The following is a 21,977-nucleotide window of genomic DNA, read 5'->3' on the forward strand; positions in this document are numbered from 1 at the left end:
AAATTTACATGGCGTCTTTTTTTTTCACAATTGAGTGGCTAAGTTCATTCTAAAATCCACCAAGAATTTTTACTTTTATCTTTAAAGCTATTCCAGCAACAAGCTTTTCCTGTCAAGAAAACAATAGATAGATTACTCAAATTTTGACGATTAAAAAATTTGGCCATTAAAAAAAATATGTTAAACTAGAAAAGATGAAAGGAGTGTTATCGATGCCTCAAGTAAAAATAGTCACCGATTCAACGGCTGACCTAAGCTTAGAAGAAATTCGAGACCTAGATATCAAAGAGGTTCCACTAACCATAAATATAGCTAGTGAAAGTTATGTAGATGGTATAGATATCACTAAACAAGAATTCCTCAAGAAAATGGCTAAAAGCCCTGTGTTACCCAAAACCGCTCAACCGAGCTTGGGACGTTTTATTGACGTTCTTGATCCTCTAGTTCAAGCAGGCCACCCTATAGTCCTTATTTTAATTTCTGATCGCCTATCTGGAACTATCCAAGCCGCAGAACAGGCAAAAGCTATGTTAAAGGGGAATATCACTATTATTAACTCGCATTCCATTTCTAGGGGCTTAGCTCGTCAAGTCCTCTGTGCTGGACAATTAGCTAAAGACGGTGCTAGCGTCGATGAAATCGTTAAAGCAGTAAAAGAAGTTCAAGCAGGTCTTCATTTGCGGCTGGATGTACTTGAATTAAAGAATTTAATTAAGGGAGGGCGGATAGGTCAAGTGCAAGGCTTTGCAGCCAACTTGCTCAATATTAAGCTATTCCTTTCTTTAGATGAAAATGGCATTAATATTGTCAGCAAAGTCAGAGGAACTAAAAAACTGCAAAAAGAATTTGAGAATTTAATGGATAAACTAGATGACATTCGAGATGATCTAGTTTGTATCGATTTTTCTCATGCTGGTTTAAACGACTTTAACAAAAGTATCATTGAAGAAGCTCACAGACGCTTCCCTTCAGTTCCTTCAGTGACTTGCTATACCAGTCCTGTAGTCGCTACACATACCGGTCCAGATGCCCTTGCTATAACCATAGTGACGAAGCATCCTCACAAATTGTAAGCTAAATGATTCATTTCCTTATCATAAAGCGCCCACGGTCTCTCTAAAGGCCATGGGCGCTTTCATTATTGCTCAGTAAAACAAGGGGGAACTATTTCTCTAAAAATTGTCTATCAGCTTATTCACTTCGATAAGCTCTAGGTTCCACTGTCCTTCTTTTACAAGATCTCCCGAAGCGATTGCATCTGTCTTAACCCAATAGTGAGGTTAAATGAGAATTGACCCTTATTCTTTCCTCTTTTTCCTGAAAAATGGAATAACTCGATGAACTTCTTTGCAATAATCGTCATATTCTTTTCCGAATTTATCTCTTAGCCACTTTTCTTCCGTTTGTAGCATTAGCCAGGTCAAAAAAAGATAAAAAACAAGGGGTAGAATGAGCAAACACCAGTTTCCAGTTAACAACAAACAGCCGGTTAAGATAAAGAAAAAAGCAGAATAGACAGGATGCCTAACAATTCCATAAACCCCATCAGTGATCAACTGATCTTCTTTTACCTTTTTATTTATTTTTTGAACCACAACTGCCTCTAGCCATAAATATAGTCCTAAGAGGATAGAAAGAAAGCCTAAAGAATAGCAAAAAGCTTTCAACTGCATTAAATCCCCAAAGCTTAAATAATTATACCTCCACAAATAAAGCCCAAGTAAAGTTAGCAGTAAGCAGGTCAAAACATAGACTGGACCTACACCAAACACTGGTAACTTCTCACGTTTATGATCCATTACTTATCCTCGCTTTCATCAAGACTATCTTGAAAAAGGCTAACTGTCTTTAAAACGCACCCCATTTTCTTCCAGCCTTTGAAGGATAACTTTGCCAATCATCGGAACAGCTAAAATTTCTTTTTTGCTGACAGACTTGAAATCCTTTTTCGTCTCAAAACCTGCGAGCAATAAATTATAAACATATTGCGGCTTAATATTCTTAAAGATACCTTTGCCAGCTAATTCTCTTGACCGAAAGGGAATCATTGACCGATGTTTTTGCTGTTCAAAGGCCTTCGGATCTAATTCTTCCAAAAATCCTTTAATCTTCTGATAAAGATAATCTGAGCCAAGATAAAGGTCTGAAAGTTGATCAAAAATCAGAGCTAGGGATTCTTTGCTATTCCTTTGAATATAGTCATCTATTGGAATACTATCGCAAACCATATAGACATCAAACTCCTCTTTGTTAAAGAACTGAGTGATGCTAGGATTGATCTTAAGTAATTGTTTCGTAAGCCTTTTGCCTTCATCTAACCGACCGTCTAAAACACTAACCGTTAAGAGGCATAGGGTCAAATTATCATCAAGCTCACTATACTCACTAGTTCGATACAATTCCCTTGCGCTTTGATAATCAGCTATTAAGACATAACAGATCATCAATAGATATCGCACGCCAAGATTATCGTTAGGATTTAATTTTAGAGACTCTTTTGCTTCTTTAATAGCCTTGCGTAATAGTTTTTGCCCAGCATAATAGAAAATTAACTCATGCTTAAGCCGAAAATATGGGCGATTTTCTATGTGCCCATAGCCCTTTCCAATTACTTTTCTATGCTTTTTAAAATAATCTTTTTCAACTTTCGAAAGCGACTCATATGCCTGATGAAGTGGTTGAGTCTCTAGATAATAGGCCATCGCAAAATCTAAATTGTCTGGATCTAAGCGATAAGCTTTTTCTAAAAACTTCTTCCTCAGTTTGTCATCATGACAATATTGCGCCCTATTATATTGAGCAGACGCTTCGAGTTTATTGTCATTAGCTGCCTTACATTGTTCATCAGCTTCTAGTTCTCCATTGTTCCATTTATTTTTAGCTGCTTCGAGTGCCATTTCTATAGAGCTATACTCTGCTCCATGTTCTTCTAAAAATTCTTGAATTCTTTTGACCATCTGCTCTCTTTCAAAATCCATTGTAACAGCCTCCTTTGTTCTTATTTCAATATATTTTAATATGAGCTTCACTAGCTATAGATAAAAAAGCCATATGAATTTCGTATGCACACTGTAGTTGAACGACAAACAATGACCGAATGAATTCATATGACACAGCTCGATTATACCACAGCTTGGGGGCTAGATAAACTTGACATTTATTGCTTTTAGGGCAAGAAAAGGAAAGCTCATTATACCTTTTCTGTTAAGTTAAACAAAAATATAGAGAAAATCCCTCACCACAATGGGCGAGGGACTCTTTTAACGTTTTGCATCTTCTTGATGAATTTGAGCGATTAGTTGATCGATACGTTGCCCATAATCAACAGACGTATCCCGTTTGAAATGCAATTCTGGTACCTTGTAAATATTCAAACGCTTAGCCAATTCTTTACGAATAAGACCGACCGCTTTTTTGAGACCTTCCTCAGTTTTCGCTCGTTCACTAGCCTTATCACTCAAGGTTGAATAATACAAACTAGCGATTTGCAAATCATTTGTTACCGTCACTTCTGTCAGGGTCACACCTGAAACTCTTGGATCCTTAACTTTATGGGCTAAAATATCGGTAACTTCTCGTAAAACTTCTTGTTGCAGACGTTCCACTCGATAATTCGGCATGATACCCCTCCTTTACTTTACTTAATTTCTACCATTTCATAGGCTTCAATGACATCATCTACTTTAATATCATTGTAGTTTTCAATCATTAAACCACATTCAAATCCTTTAGCCACTTCTTTGGCATCATCTTTAAAGCGTTTCAAGGATGAAATAAGCCCGTCAAATTTAACGATACCGTCTCGAATCAAACGGACTTTGCTAGTTCTCTTAACTAGCCCATCAGTTACATAAGCCCCAGCAATAGTACCTAACTTGGAAACGGTGTAGGTTTCACGAACAATCGCTTGACCAGTCACTTCTTCCTTGTATTCTGGGTCGAGTAAACCTTTCATAGCCGTTTCAATTTCATCAATGACATTGTAAATGATGCTATGAAGTCGAATGTCTACTTCTTCACGTTCAGCTTCCACTTTTGCTTGTGGTGTAGGACGAACATTAAATCCAATAACGATCGCATTACTTGCTTGGGCTAAGGAAATATCACTTTCGTTAATTGCCCCTACTGCAGAATGGACAATCGTCACTTTAACACCAGCTACATCAATTTTTTGTAAGGATGAAGATAAAGCTTCAGCAGAACCTTGAACATCGGCTTTAATAATAACAGAAACTTCCTTCAATTGTCCTTCTTGTAAGGTGCTGAACAAGTTATCTAAAGTAACACGGTTGTGAGATTGACGTTTTTCTTCTTGAGCACGTTTGGCTCTTTCTTCACCTGCTGCACGAGCGGCCTTTTCATCTTCAAAGACTACAAAGCGATCCCCTGCTTGTGGTGCTTCATTTAAACCAGTAATTTCAACTGGAGTAGAAGGTAATGCTGTACGAACACGACGACCTTGGTCATTAACCATTACCCGTACACGACCGAAAGAATTTCCTACAACAATAGGATCTCCAACATGCAAAGTCCCTTCTTGAACAAGTAGGGTTGCGATGGCTCCTTTAGCCTTGTCTAAACGTGCTTCAATACATGTTCCCAAAGCTTTACGATGAGCGTTAGCTTTTAATTCTTGCATTTCAGCCACTAAAACAATCATTTCCAATAATTCATCAATATTTTGGTTGAATTTGGCGGAAATATTCACGAAGATGGTATCCCCACCCCAAGCTTCTGGAATAAGGCCATGTTCAGTCAATTCTTGCATCACATGGTCTGGGTTAGCGTGAGGTTTATCAATTTTGTTAACCGCAACAATAATTGGCACCTTTGCAGCTTTTGCATGGTTAATGGCTTCTACAGTTTGAGGCATTACGCCATCATCTGCCGCAACAACGATAACTGTAATATCAGTGATATCCGCTCCACGTGCCCGCATTGTGGTAAAGGCCGCATGTCCTGGAGTATCCAAGAAAGTGATTGGCTTCCCATTAATTTGAATTTGATAGGCTCCGATATGTTGAGTAATCCCACCTGCTTCTTGCTCAGTAACATGCGTATTTCTTAATTGGTCAAGAAGGGTTGTTTTCCCGTGGTCAACGTGTCCCATAATAGTTACAACTGGCGCACGTTCTTCCAAATTTTTAGGATCTTCTTTATCCGCTACGCTAGCATCTTCAAAATATTGATCAAGGTCTGAAAGATCTTTCTCAACTTTCATCTCCGCTTCTATCCCATAATCAGCCGCTAACAGCTCGATCACTTCATTATCTAAAGGTTGGTTTTGGTTGACCATGACCCCTAGCATCATTAATTTTTTAATAATTTCTGCTGGTTCACGGTGGATCTTCTTGGCAATTTCTGCCACATTCATTCCTTTGGTATAAACTAAAACTTCTGGCAAGGCTTTTTCCTTTCGTTTAGGGGCGCCGGTTGATTGATTGCTCCGCTGTTGGTTAGCTTTGTTCTTTCCGTTCTTACGACGCCGATTTTTCTTTGGCGAACGACCATCTAATTCTTCACTAGAAGAAGCATTTTCATCAAAAGAATGTGGTGAAACTTTATGGTTCTTCTTTTGACGGTGACCTTTTCCTTTGTGGTCTTCTTTATCATAGGCTTCTTCAAGCTTTTCCTTCGCCTTATCTTGAGCATGATGTTTATGATGAGTTTTCTTTTCAGGAAGATCTTTTTTCTTTCCTTCTTTTTTCTTTTCAGTTCTAGTCTCTGTACTAGCTACTTTTTCTTCACGCTTTTTGCTGGCAGAAGAAGATTTTTGGCTAAGAAAATCATCAATGGATTTAATTTGTTGGTCGTCCATGCTCGCCATATGACTAGAAAATTCAATGCCTAGTTGTTTAGCGGCGCTTAGGATGTCTTTACTGGATAAGTGGTGTTCTTTAGCGTATTCATATACACGTTTTTTCGACATATCTTCACCTTCACTTTCTATTGCATAGTCGTATGTCCTTTCGATTTAAGAAAACTTTTGGCAAAACCTTGATCTGTTAAGGCAAGGACTGATCGCTTTTTCCCTAAAGCTTGACTAATTTCTTCGCTTGTTGCTAATTGCATAAAGGCTACATTAGCTTGTTGACATTTAGCTTCAAGATTTCTCCTAGCCGATTCGCTCAAATCTTCTGCAGCAATCACTAAACGAACTTGTCCAGATCTGAGAGCCTTCATCACTCCTTCAGTCCCTGATAGCAATTTGCCTGCCCTTTGAGCTAAGCCCATTAATTGGAGATATTTAACGTATTTGCTCATTTTCAAATAACTCTTTCCGAGCCTTTTGATGATCTAAATAAGCATACAGTTCATCATAAAAGTCCTCTCTAATCTCTACTTCTAATTGTCTTTCGAAAATTCGTTTCTCTTTAGCGACAGCCACTAAAGCAGGATCCAAGGCAATATAGGCGCCTCTGCCATTTAGCTTCCCGCTTGGATCGATCGCAACAGTCTGATCACTTTGACGAACAATTCGGACTAATTCTTTCTTTGGATGTAGGCTATTCGTGACGACACATTTACGCATCGGCACTTTTCGTTTTTGTCCCTTGTTTTTCACCATACTTTTCCTCCCTTCGAGTCACTAAATAGCGGATTCGTTTAATTTATTCTTCTAATAAGGGCTTCAATTGGATTTATTGTGGTTCACTTTCAAAAGCTTCTTCTGACAATTCCTCGCTAGAGACTTGTTCTTGATCCCCTTCGCTTGCAAGCTTATCCTTAATCTCTTCTTGATCCCCTTCGCTTGCAAGAACTTCATCTGAAAGTTTCTCGCTAGCTTGTAATGTTTGATCTTCAGTTACATCTTGTGTGTCCTCTAATAGTTCAGAGGATTCTCCTTCTTCTAGATCAGGGAAAAGAGATGCAGCTTCCGATTCACACTTGATATCAATACGGTAATTAGTTAATTTAGCTGCTAAACGAGCATTTTGACCTCTTTTACCAATAGCTAGAGATAATTGGTTATCAGGAACTATAACAATACATGACTTCTCTTCGTCCGCATCAAAACGAACATCGATAACATTAGCTGGTTTAAGGGCATTGGCAATAAACTCTTTTGGCTCTTTTTCCCATTTAACGATATCCATGTTTTCCCCGTTTAATTCATTAACAATAACTTCAACCCTTTGTCCCCTTGGACCAACACAGGTTCCTACTGGATCAATATTGCTGTCTAAAGACCGTACGGCAACTTTTGAGCGGTCACCAGCTTCTCGAGCGATAGACATTATTTCAACAACACCATCATAAATCTCAGGAACTTCTTGCTCAAAAAGACGTTTTAATAAGTTTTGATGCGTACGACTAACGAATATTTGAGGTCCCTTTGTCGAATTTTCTACCCGAGTAACGTAAACTTTAATCCGTTTGCCATCCGTATATTCTTCTCCTGGCATTTGGTCATGATGACTAATAACCCCTTGGATTTTTCCTAGGTTAACCACTACAAAGCGACTATCAGCCCGTTCCACACTGGCAGTTAGGACTTCATCTTCATATCCGATAAACTCGTTGTAGATCATGCTACGTTCCGCTTCACGAATTCTTTGAATAATCACTTGTTTGGCGGTTTGAGCAGCGATACGTCCAAAGTTCTTAGGCGTCACTTCAAAACGAATTTGGTCTCCTACTTCATAGGCACGATTAATTTCTCTAGCTTGGCTTAGAGAAATTTCTTTGGTGTCATCAAGGGAAGTTTCTACAACTTCCTTAATAGAATAAACGTGAATGTCTCCCTTCTTTTCATCAAAAGAAACTTCCACATTTTGTGATTGCCCATAATGCCGTTTATAAGCGGATATCAAAGCAGCTTCTAGAGCTTCAATAATCACTTCCTTTTTAATGCCTTTTTCTTCTTCAAGGGCTTCAAAAGCTCTTAACATTTCTTTGCTCATGTCTTTTCATCACTCCTTAGAACTTAATGGCTAATCGCGCTTTAGCGATATCTTCATAGGTCAATTTCAACAACTTCTCTTGTGTTTTATCTAAATAAGCAAGGGTCAATTCTTTATCAGATGCTTCTTTAAGCTCTCCTTCAACAAACTTCATTCCTTTTATTTCACGATAGAAAGAAAAGTGAACATATTGACCAACGGATTGTTGAATAGCTTCTTTTGTTTTCAGTGGGCGTTCTGCCCCTGGACTCATGACCTCCAAATAGTAGGCCTGTGGGATAGGGTCAGGTTCGGCTGTATCGAGAACCTCACCTATTTTTTCACTCATATAGGCGCAATCATTTAGGTCTACACCATTTTCTTTGTCTATAGCTAAACGCAAAAACCAGCTCTTGCCTTCTTTCACATATTCGATATCTACGAGTTCAAAGCCTTCCTGAACAAACAAAGCTTCTAATAGTTCGCTCACGCGGTCGACAACTTTACTCATTTACTTCCTCCTTTATAGCCTGACAAGGAAAAGAGTGAGCGCAAACGCTCACTCCATCAGACATCTTACAAAAGTATTATACTGTGCTTCTTTAAAAAAAGCAAATATCTTCAAGTTCCTTTAGAAAATAAAAGGCAATTTAATCCTTAGCGCTCTCTTTCATGATACATTTGCCCCTATAAGGCTACTTAGCTTGTAACTTGGATCCAGTTTACACACTTCAAATTTTAAATTAAAAGAGGCTCATTTGATTTTCCTCTTCCATACCGGAAATAACCCCATTAAGGTCTAAATAGTCCATTAAGGTTTGAGAAAGCTTCCCACGGCTTGCTAAATCTCTTTTTGAAATGAATGGCTTGTCGTTTCGTGCAGTGACAATATTTTGCGCCACGCTGTTTCCTAAACCAGGCACAGCTCTAAATGGTGCAATTAAGCTATCACCATCGATCACCCAATTCATAGCATCAGATTTTTCCAAGTCTACCATCTTAAACTTAAAGCCTCTTTCAACCATTTCATTGGCTATTTCTAAAATGGTGATCAGGTTCTTTTCTTTCCCGGAAGCATCATTTCCTTTTTCCCTTATAGTAGCAATTGCCGCTTTAATAGCCTTCTTGCCCTTTACCATAGCTAGGAGATCAAAATCCATCGCTCGCACACTAAAATAAGCACAATAATAGAGGATTGGATAATGTACCTTGAAATAAGCTACCCGTAAAGCCATTAAAACGTAAGCCGCCGCATGGGCTTTTGGGAACATATATTTGATCTTTAAACAAGATTCAATATACCATTCAGGCACATTATTTTTCCGCATTTCTTCTTGCCATTCATCAGGGATCCCTCTCCCCTTACGAACGTGTTCCATGATCTTAAAGGCAAGACCATCTTCTACCCCCTTATGCAAGAGATAGACCATAATATCATCCCGACAGCCTATACATTCTGCTAGGGGTATCCCTCGTGTACGAATCAATTCTTCAGCGTTACCCAAGTAGACATCTGTCCCATGAGACAAACCGGAAATTTGGACAAGTTCCGCAAAGGTAGTAGGTTTCGTTTGTTCCAACATTCCCCTAACAAAAGCTGTCCCAAACTCTGGAATACCCAATGTTCCTGTCTTACTGTCAATCTGTTCAGGCGTAACTCCTAAAATTTCTGGAGATAGGAATATAGACATCACATCTGGATCATTTGGCGGAATAGTTTGTGGAACGATGCCAGATAGATCTTGTAACATCCGAATCATTGTTGGATCATCATGCCCTAAAATATCCAATTTCAAGACATTGTCATGAATCGAATGGAAATCAAAGTGAGTTGTCTTCCAATGGGCATTTAAATCATCTGCAGGAAACTGAATCGGGGTAAAATCATATACATCCATATTTTCAGGAATAACAATGATACCACCTGGATGTTGGCCAGTCGATCGCTTAACTCCTTCAGCTCCTTGAACCAAACGATCTACTTCTGCTTTACGATAATCTAAGTTAAAATCTCTTTGATAGCCCTTGACATAACCATAAGCCGTCTTGGTTGCCACTGTAGAGATTGTCCCTGCACGATAAACCTTGTCTTCACCAAATAGGACTTTGGTATAATCATGGGCTCTTGGCTGATAATCCCCTGAAAAATTCAAATCGATATCGGGAACCTTATCCCCATAAAAGCCAAGAAATGTTTCAAATGGAATATCATGCCCGTCTCGCACCATATCCGTACCACATTTTGGACAGTCTTTTTCTGGCAAATCAAAGCCTGACCCAACTTCGCCATGGGTAAACCACTCAGAATAACAACACTTCGGACAGCGATAGTGAGGTGCCAAAGGATTTACCTCTGTAATACCAGTCATAGTTGCAACAAAACTTGAACCTACAGACCCCCTTGAACCTACTACATAGCCATCTGCATTGGACTTATGCACTAACTTTTGAGCAATCAGATAAATGACGGCAAAGCCATTCCCTATAATCGATTTTAATTCTTTTTCTAGCCGTTTTTCCACAATTTCAGGTAAATCTTCCCCGTACCTTCGACGAGCTTCGTTATAGGAAAGCTGCGTAATCTCTTCCTCTGAGCCTTCAATGTGAGGCGTATAGAGTTTATCCTTGACTGGAATGACTTCATCAAATTCTTGCAGTAATTGATTAGGGGCTTCAATAACAATTTCCTCGGCTAGTTCTTCACCTAAAAATTGAAATTCTTCGAGCATTTCATCAGTTGTTCGAAAATGTGCCTTGGGGTATTGCCCCGGTAAAGTATGGTTGGATTTTAAAGAAGCCATAAGGATTTCTCTATAAATGCTATCTTCCGGATTGAGGTAATGAACATCTCCACTCGCAATCACTTTTTTCCCATGACGATGGCCTAAGTCTACTAATTGACGAATGATCGTTTCTAAGGTTTTTTCATCTTTGATCAATTCTTTTTTGATAAGCGGTTCATAGATACCCTTTGGTTGCACTTCAACGAAATCGTAAAAATCAACCAATTGTTCCGCTGCTTCGTAACCCTTTTGCATCATAGCTTCAAAAAGTTCGCCATTACTACAAGCAGAAGCAACTAAAATATTCTGACGGTATTGTCTTAATAGGCTACGAGGAATACGAGGAACTCGATGGAAATACTCGATACAAGACGCGGATACCAGACGGAAAAGATCTTTTAATCCCGCATTATTTTTAGCATAAAGAGTAACATGGAATGGGCGAGCCTGTTTAAAGGCATTATCTCTTTTTATTCCATCGTTTAAATGACGATGGATAGTAACACCATGTTCTTCTTTAGCTTCTTTTAAGAAGGCCCAACACAGATGAGCTGTAGCGGTCGAGTCAAAAATAGCTCTGTGGTGATGTTCTAAGGCAATATTATAGCGTTTTGACAAGGTATTTAAACGATGAGACCGTAAGTCGGGGTGAAGGAAACGAGATAATTCCAAGGTATCGATAACAGGATTTTTCGCTTCTTCCCACCCTAAACGCTCATAGGCTGCTTTTAGGAAGCCAATATCGAAGGAGGCATTATGAGCAACTAGGATACAACCTTCCGCAAAATCTTTAAAAAGGCGAATGATTTCTTCTTCCTCTGGTGCATCAGCTAACATTTCATCCGTTATACTTGTCAAATCAATTGTTGTTTCACTTAATTCTTGATGAGGGTTAATGAAATGCTCAAATTCTTCAATGATATTCCCTTTATACATCTTAACAGCAGAAAGTTCGATAATTCGATCGTAGACAGCAGACAATCCAGTGGTCTCAACGTCAAAAACGACATAGGTTGCATCACTTAAGACATCATCAGATGGGGAATAGACTATCGGTACCCCATCATCAACCACATTAGCTTCCAATCCATAAATCATCTTTATATTATTGGATTTTGCGGCATTATAAGCTTCAGGGAAAGCTTGAACCCCACCATGGTCGGTTATCGCAATAGCTTCATGACCCCATTTTGCCGCCTGTTTGACATAATCTGTAATGGTATTCGTTGCATCCATTTGACTCATATTAGAGTGTAGGTGAAATTCAATCCGTTTTTTCCCTTCGTGCTTATCCTCTCGTTCTTGGTGCCCAACAGGATAAATGGATTGAGCCATCATGACTAAATCATTGTCAAAACTATCGAATTGAACTCGGCCAAACACCTTGACCCATGCGCCCTTTTTAAAATGTTCGAATTGCTCCCCGTCGCTTTCACGTGATTGGAACATCTTCACTGCAATGGATGAAGAATAATCTGTCATTTTAAAAATCAACATTTTACGACCTGTTTTTAACTCACGTATCTCTGAATCAAAAATATATCCTTCAACCAATACATTAGGCATTTCTTCATCAATTTCGATCATTTGCGTCAAGGGAGCAGATGGAGAAATTGCCCTGCCTAACCCGATTTCACCATTAGAAGCCCCTGACGAATCCTTGCTATAAGAAGTTGATTTAGCGGGGCTTGGCTTATTGACAGCTTGATTTTCTATGGCTTTTAAAGCTCGTTCGATTCTTTCCTTTTCAATTTCTTCTTGTCTCTTTTCAAAAGCTTCCTTTTTAGCTTGATCCGCCACTTCGTCCAGCTGACAAGAAATTTTTATTTTGGGGAAGCCTAAAATCATCAAACTATCTTGAATAAAAGTCAGATATTTACTACTTAATTGTTCTTGTTCTACAGCTGTATGAGCAGATAAGATCAATCGCTTATCCTTGAAAACAGGCACTTGCTTACTCAAGAGATAACGCAAAAGAGGAAGAGAAATCCCTGACCTATCAATGACAAGTTGCCAATAATCATGGATCATTTCTTCTGTTACTTCATCCACTTTACTTTCACTAGCAAGGCAAAGTTCAACTGCAGGCACATGAGAGAATGTGGTTTTTAAATGGCTAATAAAGTGATCATACACTGAATAAGGGAGAATGGTCTTTACTTTTAGATGAAATTCCCAACAGGCCTCTTCTTTATAGACCACTACCTTGTCAACAGATGCATCCTTAAACCAGTCTTGACGAACTTTATCATCTAAGTGAATGTGCTCGGCAAGGTAGCCAAATAATTCCAATCCTTCCAAGATAAGACATCCTTCCTAAAAAAATCTACGAATATCGTTAAAAGTAACTAAAACCATCAAAATGAGTAAAAAGGCTGCTCCTATAATAGTCACATAGACTTGCTTCTTCTGCTCAAGCGGTTTCCCTCTGACGATTTGGTAAAAATTCAATAAAATCTTTCCTCCATCTAAAGCAGGAATGGGAAGAAGATTCATCACCCCTAAGTTAGCAGAAATAAAGGCCATAAAATTTAAAACAGCCACAAAGCCCACCTTGGTAACTTGATCTGTCATAGCATACATGGCTACAGGTCCGCCCATTTCGTTTAAGTGGAAACCTTTCGTAAAGAAGCCCATCAAAGTATGGACAAGCATGACAACAATCATCATCGTTTGTTTAAAGCCAAATGCTAATTTACTGATCAAGCGATTATCTTTAGCAGGGATGATCCCGATTAAACGGACTTTTCTACCTGCTTCAGTAACTTCTTTAGCTGTTAAAGAAAGCTGCTTTTTAACTTCCTTCCGCTCAATAATGACGTCCACTTTATCTGTTTGCGTCGACCGAATGCTTTTAGCTAATTCTTCCCAATTGTCAACCTTTTGGCCATTAACCTCTAGCACACGATCTCCAATTTTCATTCCTGCTTCTTTGGCAACAGAATCTTTTGTAAAAGCACCTATCACTGCTTCATTGGATACAACACCATGATTCATAAAAGCGAACATGGTAAAAATTAAGATAGCCAAAATAAAATTATTTAAAGGCCCAGCAAAGTTCACCAACAATTGTCGCCAAACTGATTGAGATTGAATATGGCGTTCTCTAGGGGCAATTTGCCGACCCAAGCCTTCTTCATCATAAATAACCGCTGTGCGACTTAAGTCAAATGTATACATTTCTTCACTCGAAGGAAGATAGCCTTTTATTTGACAAGCATCTACCAAATCACATTCTTCTAACTGGATAGCTGTCCATTCCTCATTTTCTAAGGGAGCCTCCAAGCGAATTTCATCAACTTTTAAATCGCCTTTTTGGTGGAGATAAATGGTTTGTCCCTTTTTAAAAGGAATTTCATCCTCCTCTGCACCTGCCAATTGAACATATCCCCCAACCGGCAATAAGCGAATCGTATATACCGTCTCCCCTATCCGTTTATCTAACAATTTCGGCCCCATCCCGATCGAAAATTCTCTTACTAGGACACCTGCACGTTTTGCCGTAATAAAATGCCCAAATTCATGAAAGACAACAATTACGGTAAAAATAAGTAAAAAAGTAATAATGGTTTGCATATTTCCCCTCCCTTAGTCAGTAGATACAAAAAAATAAATGAGATGAACAAGTTATACTAGTCTATTCCTATATGCAAAAGAAAAACGATTAAAATAATTGGTTAACCAAAGCTAAAACGACTTGCATTCCCACACTAGCAAAAAGTAAGGAATCAAAGCGATCCAATACCCCACCATGACCAGGCAAAAATTCTCCAGAGTCTTTCACTTGGTAATGACGTTTAAAAGCCGATTCAACCAAGTCGCCCAATTGCCCTAAAACGGAAACAAAAAGAGCCGCCAAAAAAGCTTGAAGATGGCTGAGTTCAAAAGCCCTAGTATAGCTATTAAATACCATAAAAACTACAACTGCAATCAAACTACCGCCTACACTACCTTCTATCGTTTTGTTCGGAGAAATATGGGGAGCTAGTTTATGTCGCCCAAAGGAACGGCCAACAAAATAGGCAAAAGAATCTGTTGCCCACACAATCAGGAACAATCCCAATATAGCCATAAAACCTCGATCACGTAAGGTCAAAATACTATTAAAGCCAAATCCAACATATACCGCCGCGAGTAAATAGACGGAAATTCGATCAAAATCCCATTCAGGGTGAAAAACTGTAAAGGCTAAGCAGGAAATAGCAAGGATATAGTAAAGATCAAAGGGCTGAACCGCTATAGGTAATTGCAAGTGATTTAAAAGTTGGTTGCCTCCCGATAGAACAAGAGTCGCTAAGGCAATTAGTCCAGCCGGGCCGAAAGTCATTTTTTCTTGATGCATTTGAAAAAATTCGCGTATAGCCATTAAAGACAAAAGCATGACGCCTATCATTAAAGGCCAGGATCCATAATATAACATTGGAAGAAAGACCAATAAGGCGAGAATAGCAGAGATGATTCTAGTTTTCATTGACATGATCCTCCTTCAAACCTCCATAGCGACGATCTCTTTTAGCATAGTTGGCTAATGCCTTATCAAATGCTTCAACAGTGAAATCTGGCCAGTAAACTGGTGTGAAGTACATTTCAGCATAGGCCAATTCCAAGAGTAAAAAATTACTTAGACGTTGCTCTCCACTCGTTCGAATAAGTAAATCAGGATTTTGATTGGCGCCAAAAATACTTGTAGATAAAGCAGACTTTAGATCTATTAAGCTAATTTCTCCTTCTTTCTTTTCTTCCCGTAAACGATTCATAGCCATTACTATATCTTGCTCTGCACCATAGTTAACAGCAAAACATAATTTCATCCCTGTGCAATGAGCAGTTTTTGCTTTAGCTTTAGCAATAGCTTCTTGCGTTTTTTCTGGCAGAGCCTCTATATTCCCAATCGTTTCGATTTGAATATTATTGGCAATTAGTTCTGGCATAAAAGTTGAAAAAAATACAGAAGGTAGGCTCATAATAAAGGAAACTTCTTTTTCTGGTCTCGACCAATTTTCTGTCGAAAAAGCATAGAGAGTCAAGACTTTGACGCCTATTTGACTAGCTTTTTTGGCGATTTGCTTAATGCTTTCTACTCCTTTTTTATGGCCAGCAATACGTGGTAGCCCCTTTTCCTTTGCCCAACGACCATTGCCATCCATAATAATGGCAATGTGTTGAGGGATTTTACTCATCATCATTTCTTATTCCTCACTTTAAGTATTCATTCTGACAATATCTGTTTAGCTCTAATGAAGAAGACAAGTTATTTAAAAAGCTTCTTTTCAATTAGATCATAAGGATATCTATGTCCAGTAAAAAGTATCACCATGTTATTGTACCAAAACACTAGGCAATTAAAAAGCTGGGGGGGAAAGCTTAGCAAATCCCTAATATCAGGCAATTGTATTTTCTCCTCTATAGCTATGCTTGTTAGTGACTGAGCTGTATTATTGCAGTACATTATTAGTTCATCTTAAAAGAGCAACTGGATTATCTTGTCTCTATGCCCTATAAAAAAACGACCCAGTGATATTCATCATCTGGGTCTATATGGAAAACAAGTCTCATGAATTAGTCATTCATCAAATCTTTTTCTTTTTCGCTGGCAATGTTTTCAACTTTTTTAACAAATTCATCTGTGAGGCTTTGGATATCCTTTTCCATCACATGTAATTCGTCTTCTGTCATTTCTTTTGCTTTTTCTGCCTTAGCAGCTTGATCGATGGCATCTCGACGAACGTGACGAAGACGAATCTTGCATTCTTCTTCATACTTGCCAACTTCTTTAGCCAATTCTTTCCGACGTTCTTCTGTTAATGCTGGAAAAACTAAGCGTAAAACAGAACCGTCATTATTAGGATTGATCCCAATATTACTTTTTAGAATAGCTTTCTCAATATCTTTCAAAGAATTTGGATCATATGGAGTGATCAAAAGCATACGAGCTTCTGGGACTGATATTGAGGCAACTTGATTGACTGGTGTATCTACACCATAGTATTCAACAGTAACTTGGTCTAAAACACTCGCATTGGCTCGTCCTGCGCGAATGGTTGCTAATGAAGTTTTTAACCCTTGAATATGCTTTTCCATGCTTTGACGGGCATCTTTAATAATCTGCTGAGTCATATTACTTCCCCCTTACGACTTTAGTACCGATTTCTTCTCCGAGAATAACTCGTTTAATATTGCCAGCTTTGTTTAAGTTGAAAACGATCAATGGAATATCATTATCCATACTTAATGAGCTAGCGGTAGAATCCATAACTTGTAGACCCTTTTGAATGATATCCAGGTGGGTTAATTTACTATATTTTTCTGCATCTTTGTCGACACGAGGGTCAGCTGAATAAATCCCATCAACGTTATTTTTAGCCATCAAAATGACTTCAGCTCCGATTTCAGCGGCACGTAAAGCTGCTGTCGTATCAGTTGAGAAATACGGGTTCCCTGTGCCACCAGCAAAAATAACGACACGACCCTTTTCTAAATGGCGAACCGCCCGACGTCGAATGTAAGGTTCAGCGATCTGACGCATTTCGATAGAAGTTTGTACGCGAGTTGCGACACCTTCATTTTCCAGAACATCTTGCAAACCAAGGGCATTCATCACTGTCGCTAACATCCCCATATAGTCAGCTTGGGCACGTTCCATCCCCATTTCTTCACCGACTTTACCACGCCAAATATTACCGCCTCCGACAACAATGGCAATCTCTACCCCTAAATCGTGAACAGCTTTGATTTCTTTAACCATTTCTTTTATAGTAGCAGGATTAATTCCAAAGCCCTTTTCACCAGCTAAAGCTTCACCTGACAATTTAAGGATAATACGTTTATAAACAGGTTCCATCTATCGTTTACACACTCTCTTTCTCTAAAAAAAGAAGAGGAGATAACCCTTCGATTATCTCCGCCTCCTTCAAAGGGTTTAGTCCTTACGCATTTCTCTTTGAACTTCTTCAGCAAAATTTTCTTGACGTTTTTCTAAACCTTCACCAACTTCATAACGAATGAAGCTCAATACTTCTCCATTATTTTCTTTTGCAAATTGTGATACTGTTTGATCAGGATTCTTTACAAATGGTTGGTCATTTAGGCAGATTTCAGACAAGTATTTGTTCAAACGACCAGTAATCATTTTTTCAACAATATTTGCTGGTTTACCTTCGTTTAAGGCTTGTTCTGTGAGAACTTCTTTTTCGTGGGCTAATTCTTCAGGTTTAACTTGGTCACGAGACACATAGGATGGGTTAATAGCTGCAACATGCATAGCCACATCTTTAGCGACAGCTTCATTAGCTCCTTCTAAAATAGTCACAACAGAAATGCGACCACCCATGTGAGAATAAGCACCAAAAGTTTGGCTGTCAGATTTTGTAAGGATTTCAAAACGACGCAAGGAAAGTTTTTCACCAATAACAGTTGTAGCTTCGGCAATTTTTTCAGAAACAGTCATCCCGTCAACATCAATAGCTAAAGCAGCTTCAACATCAGCAGGTTCTTGAGATAAAATAGTACGAGCTAAAAGATCAACTAAAGCCTTAAACTTATCATTCTTAGCAACGAAGTCTGTTTCGGCATTTACTTCGATGATTACAGCTTTATTGCCTTCAACAACGAATTCTGTTGTCCCTTCAGCAGCAATACGATCGCTCTTCTTAGCGGCTTTTGCCATACCATTTTCACGTAGGTAGTCAATAGCTTTATCGATGTCACCATCCACAGCTACTAAAGCTTTTTTAGCATCCATCATCCCTACGCCTGTTTTATCACGTAATTCTTTTACTTGCTTTGCAGAAATTGCCATTTATGAGTCCTCCTCAATTCAAAATGATAGCCGTCCATAGATTTCCCTAGAGACGGCCACAAATAGCTAACCTAATACAATTGATCGACTTATTCGTTGTCGCCTTCGACTACTTGAACAATGTCATCCAAAGATGTTTGATCGGCTTCAGCAGATACGCCAGCTTCTTCAGTTCCTTGGTTACCTTCGATCACAGCATCAGCGATTGCACCTGTGATCAATTTAACGGCACGAATAGCATCATCGTTAGATGGAATAACTAAGTCAATTTCATCTGGATCGCAGTTAGTATCCACCATAGCAATAATTGGAATGTTCAATTTTTGAGCTTCACGAACAGCGATTTGTTCTTTGCGTGGATCTACGATGAAGATAGCATCTGGAATACGAGGCATATCTTTAATCCCACCCAAGAATTTTTCAAGACGAGCACGTTCTTTATTTAACAAGCCGACTTCTTTCTTAGGCAATACATCGAATGTTCCGTCTTCTTCCATACGGTTAATATCTTTCAAACGTTTGATACGTTTTTGGATAGTATCCCAGTTAGTCAAGGTACCACCCAACCAACGATGGTTCACATAATATTGACCGCAACGTTCTGCTTCTTCTTTGATAGAATCTTGAGCTTGTTTCTTAGTCCCTACAAAAAGAACTACCCCGCCATCTTGAGCAATGTCACGAGCGAAATTATAAGCATCGTCAACCAACTTAACTGTTTTTTGTAAGTCGATGATGTAGATACCATTCCGTTCTGTAAAAATGTAACGTTTCATTTTTGGGTTCCAACGACGAGTTTGGTGACCGAAATGAACACCGGCTTCAAGCAATTGCTTCATAGAAATGACTGACATATATTTTCCTCCATTTTGGTTTTTTCCGCCCTGTTGATACAGTTTCTAACTCAATGAGCACCAAGAAACTAGAGCAACAGGTGTGTATTATTTTCTGGTGTATGACACCAAATGGAATTTTACCCTATTAACCCTGATAAATCAATACTTAATTAGCCTTTTTGTTTAATAAATGACTTCTGTCTACTTTTTGTTCTCTATCCCTGTACATCAGGTAAGTTAAAGCAACCCATACAAGAGGAACTGCTAACTTCACTGGATTAAAACTTTGAGGTTCAACTAAAACATTTAACAAGGGCAGTAATGTTAAGATTGTTTGAGCGATTAAATTGAAATGCTCCCCTTTCACAGTAAACAAATTATAAACCATTACTGCCGAAAGGATAGGGCCTACAAGAGTGATGAAAATTGGTATCCACCAAAATGACTGTTCTCCTGCAGATCTAACAATTTCAGCTTGATCTTTTGGTAATTCTTTTAAGAAATCATCATTATGGGCTAATTTATTCAGTGCGAAGAAGCCTAACAACATCACCAAATCGCCAATAAGAGCAAGGCATTTAACCACACGCATAATAATATTGCTAGTTCTGTACGTTTTACTCACTTGGTATTTCCCTAAAAAAGCTACTTCTTCCATAAAAATTCCTCCTAGTTACAGGCCTAAATTTATATCCATCGCCCTTTGTCTTTGAATAGGGTCGCCTTGTATCCATCGCCGAAACACTAGCTCTAATCCCTTAATTTCTTACTCCGTTTGAATAGGATGTAAAGAAAGGATTTCCTGAAAAGCCTTTAAGAAAACATGGTCATCCACCATATCATGATCTTTCGTTAGCAACTCTTTAAACAATTGGTCTTTATCCGCTTGTAAAAGACGAATTTGTTCTTCAATTGTCCCCTTGGCAATAAAACGATAGACTTTTACATCCCTTTCTTGCCCGATCCGATGAGCCCTAGAAAAAGCTTGACCCTCAACAGCAGGATTCCACCATAAATCCATCAAGGCAACTCGATTAGCACGAGTTAAACTTAAACCGGTTCCGCCTGCTTTTAAGGATATCAAAAAAACATCTGCTTGACCAGAATTAAAGCGATCAACCAAGTCTTGTCTTTTTTCAGCCGGAGTCGATCCATCTAAAATAAAGGACGTCAAGCCCTTTTCTTTTAAATAGTCCGCAATATGCGGAAGTACCGAGGCAAATTGACTAAAAACTAAAAATGAATTTTTACGATCTTCTAGAATCAGCTTTCTTAAAGCTTCAAATTTGGATGAGGGATCCGACCAATCATTCTCGATTAATCCATGGTGGAGGCAAAGTTGACGTAATCTTGTAATATGTGCTAATACTGTAAACTGATGGCGATTTATTTCTAACGCTGACCAAGACCCAATAAGTTGTTTAGCCTGAGCTAGTTGGACGAGATAGCGTTGTTCTTCTTTGGGAGTTAGCTTAACTAAAACATCCTCTTCTAGAACAGATGGTAATTCTAAAACTTCATCCTTAACCCGTCTAAGAACAAAGGGTCTACTCCACTCCCTGATAGCATTCACATCAGCTTCTTTATTTTGAATTTCCAATGGCAGATCAAAAGGTAACACCAGTTGCAATAAGGATAGGAATTCTGTTAAATGATTTTCTACTGGCGTTCCAGTTAGTGCGTATATCGGTGCATCTCGAAAATAAGTGAGCGCTCGATAAGTCTTGGTATGTTGATTCTTAACAAATTGGGCTTCATCTAAAATCACACTAGCATAAGGCAACTTATTTAGTCTTTCCCAATCATTTAGAAAAATACCATAACTCATAATAAGACAAGCTCTTGGCGGCAAATGCTCTAAAAGTCTCTCCCTTGTCTCCTGGCTCCCGCGATAAATCAAAGGAGATAACTGAGGGCTAAAGCGATGGATCTCTTTCAACCAATGATCACTGACAGAAGCTGGAGTCAGTATTAAACATACGTCATCCCTAGACCAAACATTTTGGTATTGCGTAGCTAAAAAAGCTATAGATTGAACTGTTTTACCTAAGCCCATTTCATCCGCTAAAATCCCACCAATTCCACAAATATTTTGCCGAATAAGCCAACGAGTACCAATTTTTTGATAAGACTTTAACTGCCCTTCTATATCGTCAACAATTTGAAGCAAAGAGATGCCATTATTCTCAAATAAATCGGTAAAGAACTTGGTTGAATCTGATAAATCCTCCCGTTTTAGAACCCCTTCATCCAAGAGCTTTTTCAAATGTGGGGCTCTAAACTTTTTGAATTCTCCTCCTTGAGCAGATGGGTGTAGATTTAAATCCAAGTCTTTTAACAAGCGCTTTACTAAGGATTCTTCATAAGAGGGTAAATACCTAAATTCAAAAGGAGCTATTTCAATATAATTTTGCCCAGCCACAACAGCTTCTAGCATATCTGAAATTTCCATACCCTCTAACTCAGACGATTGAAAATTCACCCAGAAATAATCCCTCTTCTTTTGTTGAATGGTCGGTTGCAAATGGACTTCCTCTTGTTGAAAGTTAGGAGCATCCCCCATTAACCAATCAAATTGTTTAAGATAGGGGAGAAGCTCAGTAATAAATTTCCAGCCGTAAATTTCAAGTACAAGTTAGCCACCCCCTAAATTTTTCACAAAGGGAGAGCTGTGGCT

At 38.7% G+C, this 21,977-nt stretch carries 19 protein-coding genes; 1 reads left to right on the top strand and 18 read right to left on the bottom strand.

What is annotated here, in order from left to right:
• Positions 1-212: 212 nt before the first annotated feature.
• Positions 213-1,073, top strand: coding sequence for a DegV family protein (locus D3H64_RS09695; protein ID WP_158589280.1), 861 nt, complete (start codon positions 213-215; stop codon positions 1,071-1,073).
• A gap of 225 nt (positions 1,074-1,298) precedes the next feature.
• Here the strand turns inward: D3H64_RS09695 and D3H64_RS09700 are convergent, their stop codons facing one another.
• The 18 genes from D3H64_RS09700 to D3H64_RS09790 all read right to left on the bottom strand — a co-directional run bounded on the left by D3H64_RS09700 (position 1,299) and on the right by D3H64_RS09790 (position 21,824).
• The gene (locus tag D3H64_RS09700) at positions 1,299-1,799 is read right to left on the bottom strand and encodes an isoprenylcysteine carboxylmethyltransferase family protein (RefSeq protein ID WP_121566016.1); all 501 of its coding nucleotides are present in this window, start codon (positions 1,797-1,799) and stop codon (positions 1,299-1,301) included.
• Positions 1,800-1,838: 39 nt separating this feature from the next.
• Complete coding sequence (locus tag D3H64_RS09705; RefSeq protein WP_121566017.1) at positions 1,839-2,978, bottom strand: lipopolysaccharide assembly protein LapB; 1,140 nt, start codon at positions 2,976-2,978, stop codon at positions 1,839-1,841.
• A gap of 282 nt (positions 2,979-3,260) precedes the next feature.
• Entirely contained in the window at positions 3,261-3,620 is a 360-nt protein-coding gene (gene rbfA, locus D3H64_RS09710) for a 30S ribosome-binding factor RbfA (RefSeq protein ID WP_121566018.1), read from the bottom strand.
• A 17-nt stretch (positions 3,621-3,637) separates the two neighbouring features.
• Entirely contained in the window at positions 3,638-5,929 is a 2,292-nt protein-coding gene (infB, locus tag D3H64_RS09715; protein WP_121566019.1) for a translation initiation factor IF-2, read from the bottom strand.
• Positions 5,930-5,946: 17 nt separating this feature from the next.
• Positions 5,947-6,264, bottom strand: coding sequence for a ribosomal L7Ae/L30e/S12e/Gadd45 family protein (locus D3H64_RS09720; RefSeq protein WP_121566020.1), 318 nt, complete (start codon positions 6,262-6,264; stop codon positions 5,947-5,949).
• Positions 6,248-6,568 (bottom strand): RNase P modulator RnpM, encoded by a 321-nt coding sequence (gene rnpM, locus D3H64_RS09725; protein WP_121566021.1) that lies wholly within the window; start codon positions 6,566-6,568, stop codon positions 6,248-6,250. The genes D3H64_RS09720 and rnpM overlap by 17 nt, the downstream gene beginning before the upstream one ends.
• Before the next feature lie 73 nt (positions 6,569-6,641).
• Positions 6,642-7,904, bottom strand: coding sequence for a transcription termination factor NusA (nusA, locus tag D3H64_RS09730; RefSeq protein ID WP_121566022.1), 1,263 nt, complete (start codon positions 7,902-7,904; stop codon positions 6,642-6,644).
• A 16-nt stretch (positions 7,905-7,920) separates the two neighbouring features.
• The gene (gene rimP, locus D3H64_RS09735) at positions 7,921-8,394 is read right to left on the bottom strand and encodes a ribosome maturation factor RimP (RefSeq protein ID WP_121566023.1); all 474 of its coding nucleotides are present in this window, start codon (positions 8,392-8,394) and stop codon (positions 7,921-7,923) included.
• Positions 8,395-8,626: 232 nt separating this feature from the next.
• Positions 8,627-12,970 (bottom strand): PolC-type DNA polymerase III, encoded by a 4,344-nt coding sequence (locus tag D3H64_RS09740; protein WP_121566024.1) that lies wholly within the window; start codon positions 12,968-12,970, stop codon positions 8,627-8,629.
• A 12-nt stretch (positions 12,971-12,982) separates the two neighbouring features.
• Positions 12,983-14,242: an RIP metalloprotease RseP gene (gene rseP / locus D3H64_RS09745; protein ID WP_121566025.1), complete on the bottom strand. Its 1,260-nt coding sequence runs from the start codon at positions 14,240-14,242 to the stop codon at positions 12,983-12,985.
• An 88-nt stretch (positions 14,243-14,330) separates the two neighbouring features.
• Positions 14,331-15,137 carry a phosphatidate cytidylyltransferase gene (locus D3H64_RS09750; protein ID WP_158589281.1) on the bottom strand — a complete coding sequence of 269 codons (807 nt, stop codon included), beginning with the start codon at positions 15,135-15,137 and terminating at the stop codon, positions 14,331-14,333.
• A complete protein-coding gene (locus D3H64_RS09755; protein WP_121566027.1) occupies positions 15,127-15,852 on the bottom strand; it encodes an isoprenyl transferase in 726 nt (241 codons plus the stop codon). The genes D3H64_RS09750 and D3H64_RS09755 overlap by 11 nt, the downstream gene beginning before the upstream one ends.
• A 373-nt stretch (positions 15,853-16,225) precedes the next feature.
• The gene (gene frr / locus D3H64_RS09765) at positions 16,226-16,783 is read right to left on the bottom strand and encodes a ribosome recycling factor (protein ID WP_121566029.1); all 558 of its coding nucleotides are present in this window, start codon (positions 16,781-16,783) and stop codon (positions 16,226-16,228) included.
• 1 nt (position 16,784) lies between these two features.
• Positions 16,785-17,507: a UMP kinase gene (gene pyrH / locus D3H64_RS09770; RefSeq protein ID WP_121566030.1), complete on the bottom strand. Its 723-nt coding sequence runs from the start codon at positions 17,505-17,507 to the stop codon at positions 16,785-16,787.
• A 78-nt stretch (positions 17,508-17,585) separates the two neighbouring features.
• The gene (tsf, locus tag D3H64_RS09775) at positions 17,586-18,464 is read right to left on the bottom strand and encodes a translation elongation factor Ts (RefSeq protein ID WP_121566031.1); all 879 of its coding nucleotides are present in this window, start codon (positions 18,462-18,464) and stop codon (positions 17,586-17,588) included.
• Between the two features lie 89 nt (positions 18,465-18,553).
• On the bottom strand, positions 18,554-19,318 hold the full coding sequence (gene rpsB / locus D3H64_RS09780; RefSeq protein WP_121566032.1) for a 30S ribosomal protein S2: 765 nt from the start codon (positions 19,316-19,318) through the stop codon (positions 18,554-18,556).
• 148 nt (positions 19,319-19,466) lie between these two features.
• A complete protein-coding gene (locus tag D3H64_RS09785; protein WP_121566033.1) occupies positions 19,467-19,958 on the bottom strand; it encodes a hypothetical protein in 492 nt (163 codons plus the stop codon).
• A gap of 108 nt (positions 19,959-20,066) precedes the next feature.
• Entirely contained in the window at positions 20,067-21,824 is a 1,758-nt protein-coding gene (locus tag D3H64_RS09790) for a DEAD/DEAH box helicase (protein WP_158589282.1), read from the bottom strand.
• Positions 21,825-21,977: the final 153 nt, after the last annotated feature.

Source organism: Atopobacter sp. AH10 (assembly GCF_003664595.1).
Lineage (GTDB): Bacteria > Bacillota > Bacilli > Lactobacillales > Aerococcaceae > Atopobacter.

What these genes read in the sequence shown, in the direction of transcription:
- rseP (WP_121566025.1), bottom strand. Translation starts at nt 14,242, where the DNA reads ATGCAAACCATTATTACTTTTTTACTTATTTTTACCGTAATTGTTGTC.
- D3H64_RS09720 (WP_121566020.1), bottom strand. Translation starts at nt 6,264, where the DNA reads ATGAGCAAATACGTTAAATATCTCCAATTAATGGGCTTAGCTCAAAGG.
- D3H64_RS09700 (WP_121566016.1), bottom strand. Translation starts at nt 1,799, where the DNA reads ATGGATCATAAACGTGAGAAGTTACCAGTGTTTGGTGTAGGTCCAGTC.
- D3H64_RS09705 (WP_121566017.1), bottom strand. Translation starts at nt 2,978, where the DNA reads ATGGATTTTGAAAGAGAGCAGATGGTCAAAAGAATTCAAGAATTTTTA.
- rimP (WP_121566023.1), bottom strand. Translation starts at nt 8,394, where the DNA reads ATGAGTAAAGTTGTCGACCGCGTGAGCGAACTATTAGAAGCTTTGTTT.
- D3H64_RS09755 (WP_121566027.1), bottom strand. Translation starts at nt 15,852, where the DNA reads ATGATGATGAGTAAAATCCCTCAACACATTGCCATTATTATGGATGGC.
- rnpM (WP_121566021.1), bottom strand. Translation starts at nt 6,568, where the DNA reads ATGGTGAAAAACAAGGGACAAAAACGAAAAGTGCCGATGCGTAAATGT.
- frr (WP_121566029.1), bottom strand. Translation starts at nt 16,783, where the DNA reads ATGACTCAGCAGATTATTAAAGATGCCCGTCAAAGCATGGAAAAGCAT.
- tsf (WP_121566031.1), bottom strand. Translation starts at nt 18,464, where the DNA reads ATGGCAATTTCTGCAAAGCAAGTAAAAGAATTACGTGATAAAACAGGC.
- rbfA (WP_121566018.1), bottom strand. Translation starts at nt 3,620, where the DNA reads ATGCCGAATTATCGAGTGGAACGTCTGCAACAAGAAGTTTTACGAGAA.
- rpsB (WP_121566032.1), bottom strand. Translation starts at nt 19,318, where the DNA reads ATGTCAGTCATTTCTATGAAGCAATTGCTTGAAGCCGGTGTTCATTTC.
- infB (WP_121566019.1), bottom strand. Translation starts at nt 5,929, where the DNA reads ATGTCGAAAAAACGTGTATATGAATACGCTAAAGAACACCACTTATCC.
- pyrH (WP_121566030.1), bottom strand. Translation starts at nt 17,507, where the DNA reads ATGGAACCTGTTTATAAACGTATTATCCTTAAATTGTCAGGTGAAGCT.
- D3H64_RS09785 (WP_121566033.1), bottom strand. Translation starts at nt 19,958, where the DNA reads ATGGAAGAAGTAGCTTTTTTAGGGAAATACCAAGTGAGTAAAACGTAC.
- nusA (WP_121566022.1), bottom strand. Translation starts at nt 7,904, where the DNA reads ATGAGCAAAGAAATGTTAAGAGCTTTTGAAGCCCTTGAAGAAGAAAAA.
- D3H64_RS09695 (WP_158589280.1), top strand. Translation starts at nt 213, where the DNA reads ATGCCTCAAGTAAAAATAGTCACCGATTCAACGGCTGACCTAAGCTTA.
- D3H64_RS09750 (WP_158589281.1), bottom strand. Translation starts at nt 15,137, where the DNA reads ATGAAAACTAGAATCATCTCTGCTATTCTCGCCTTATTGGTCTTTCTT.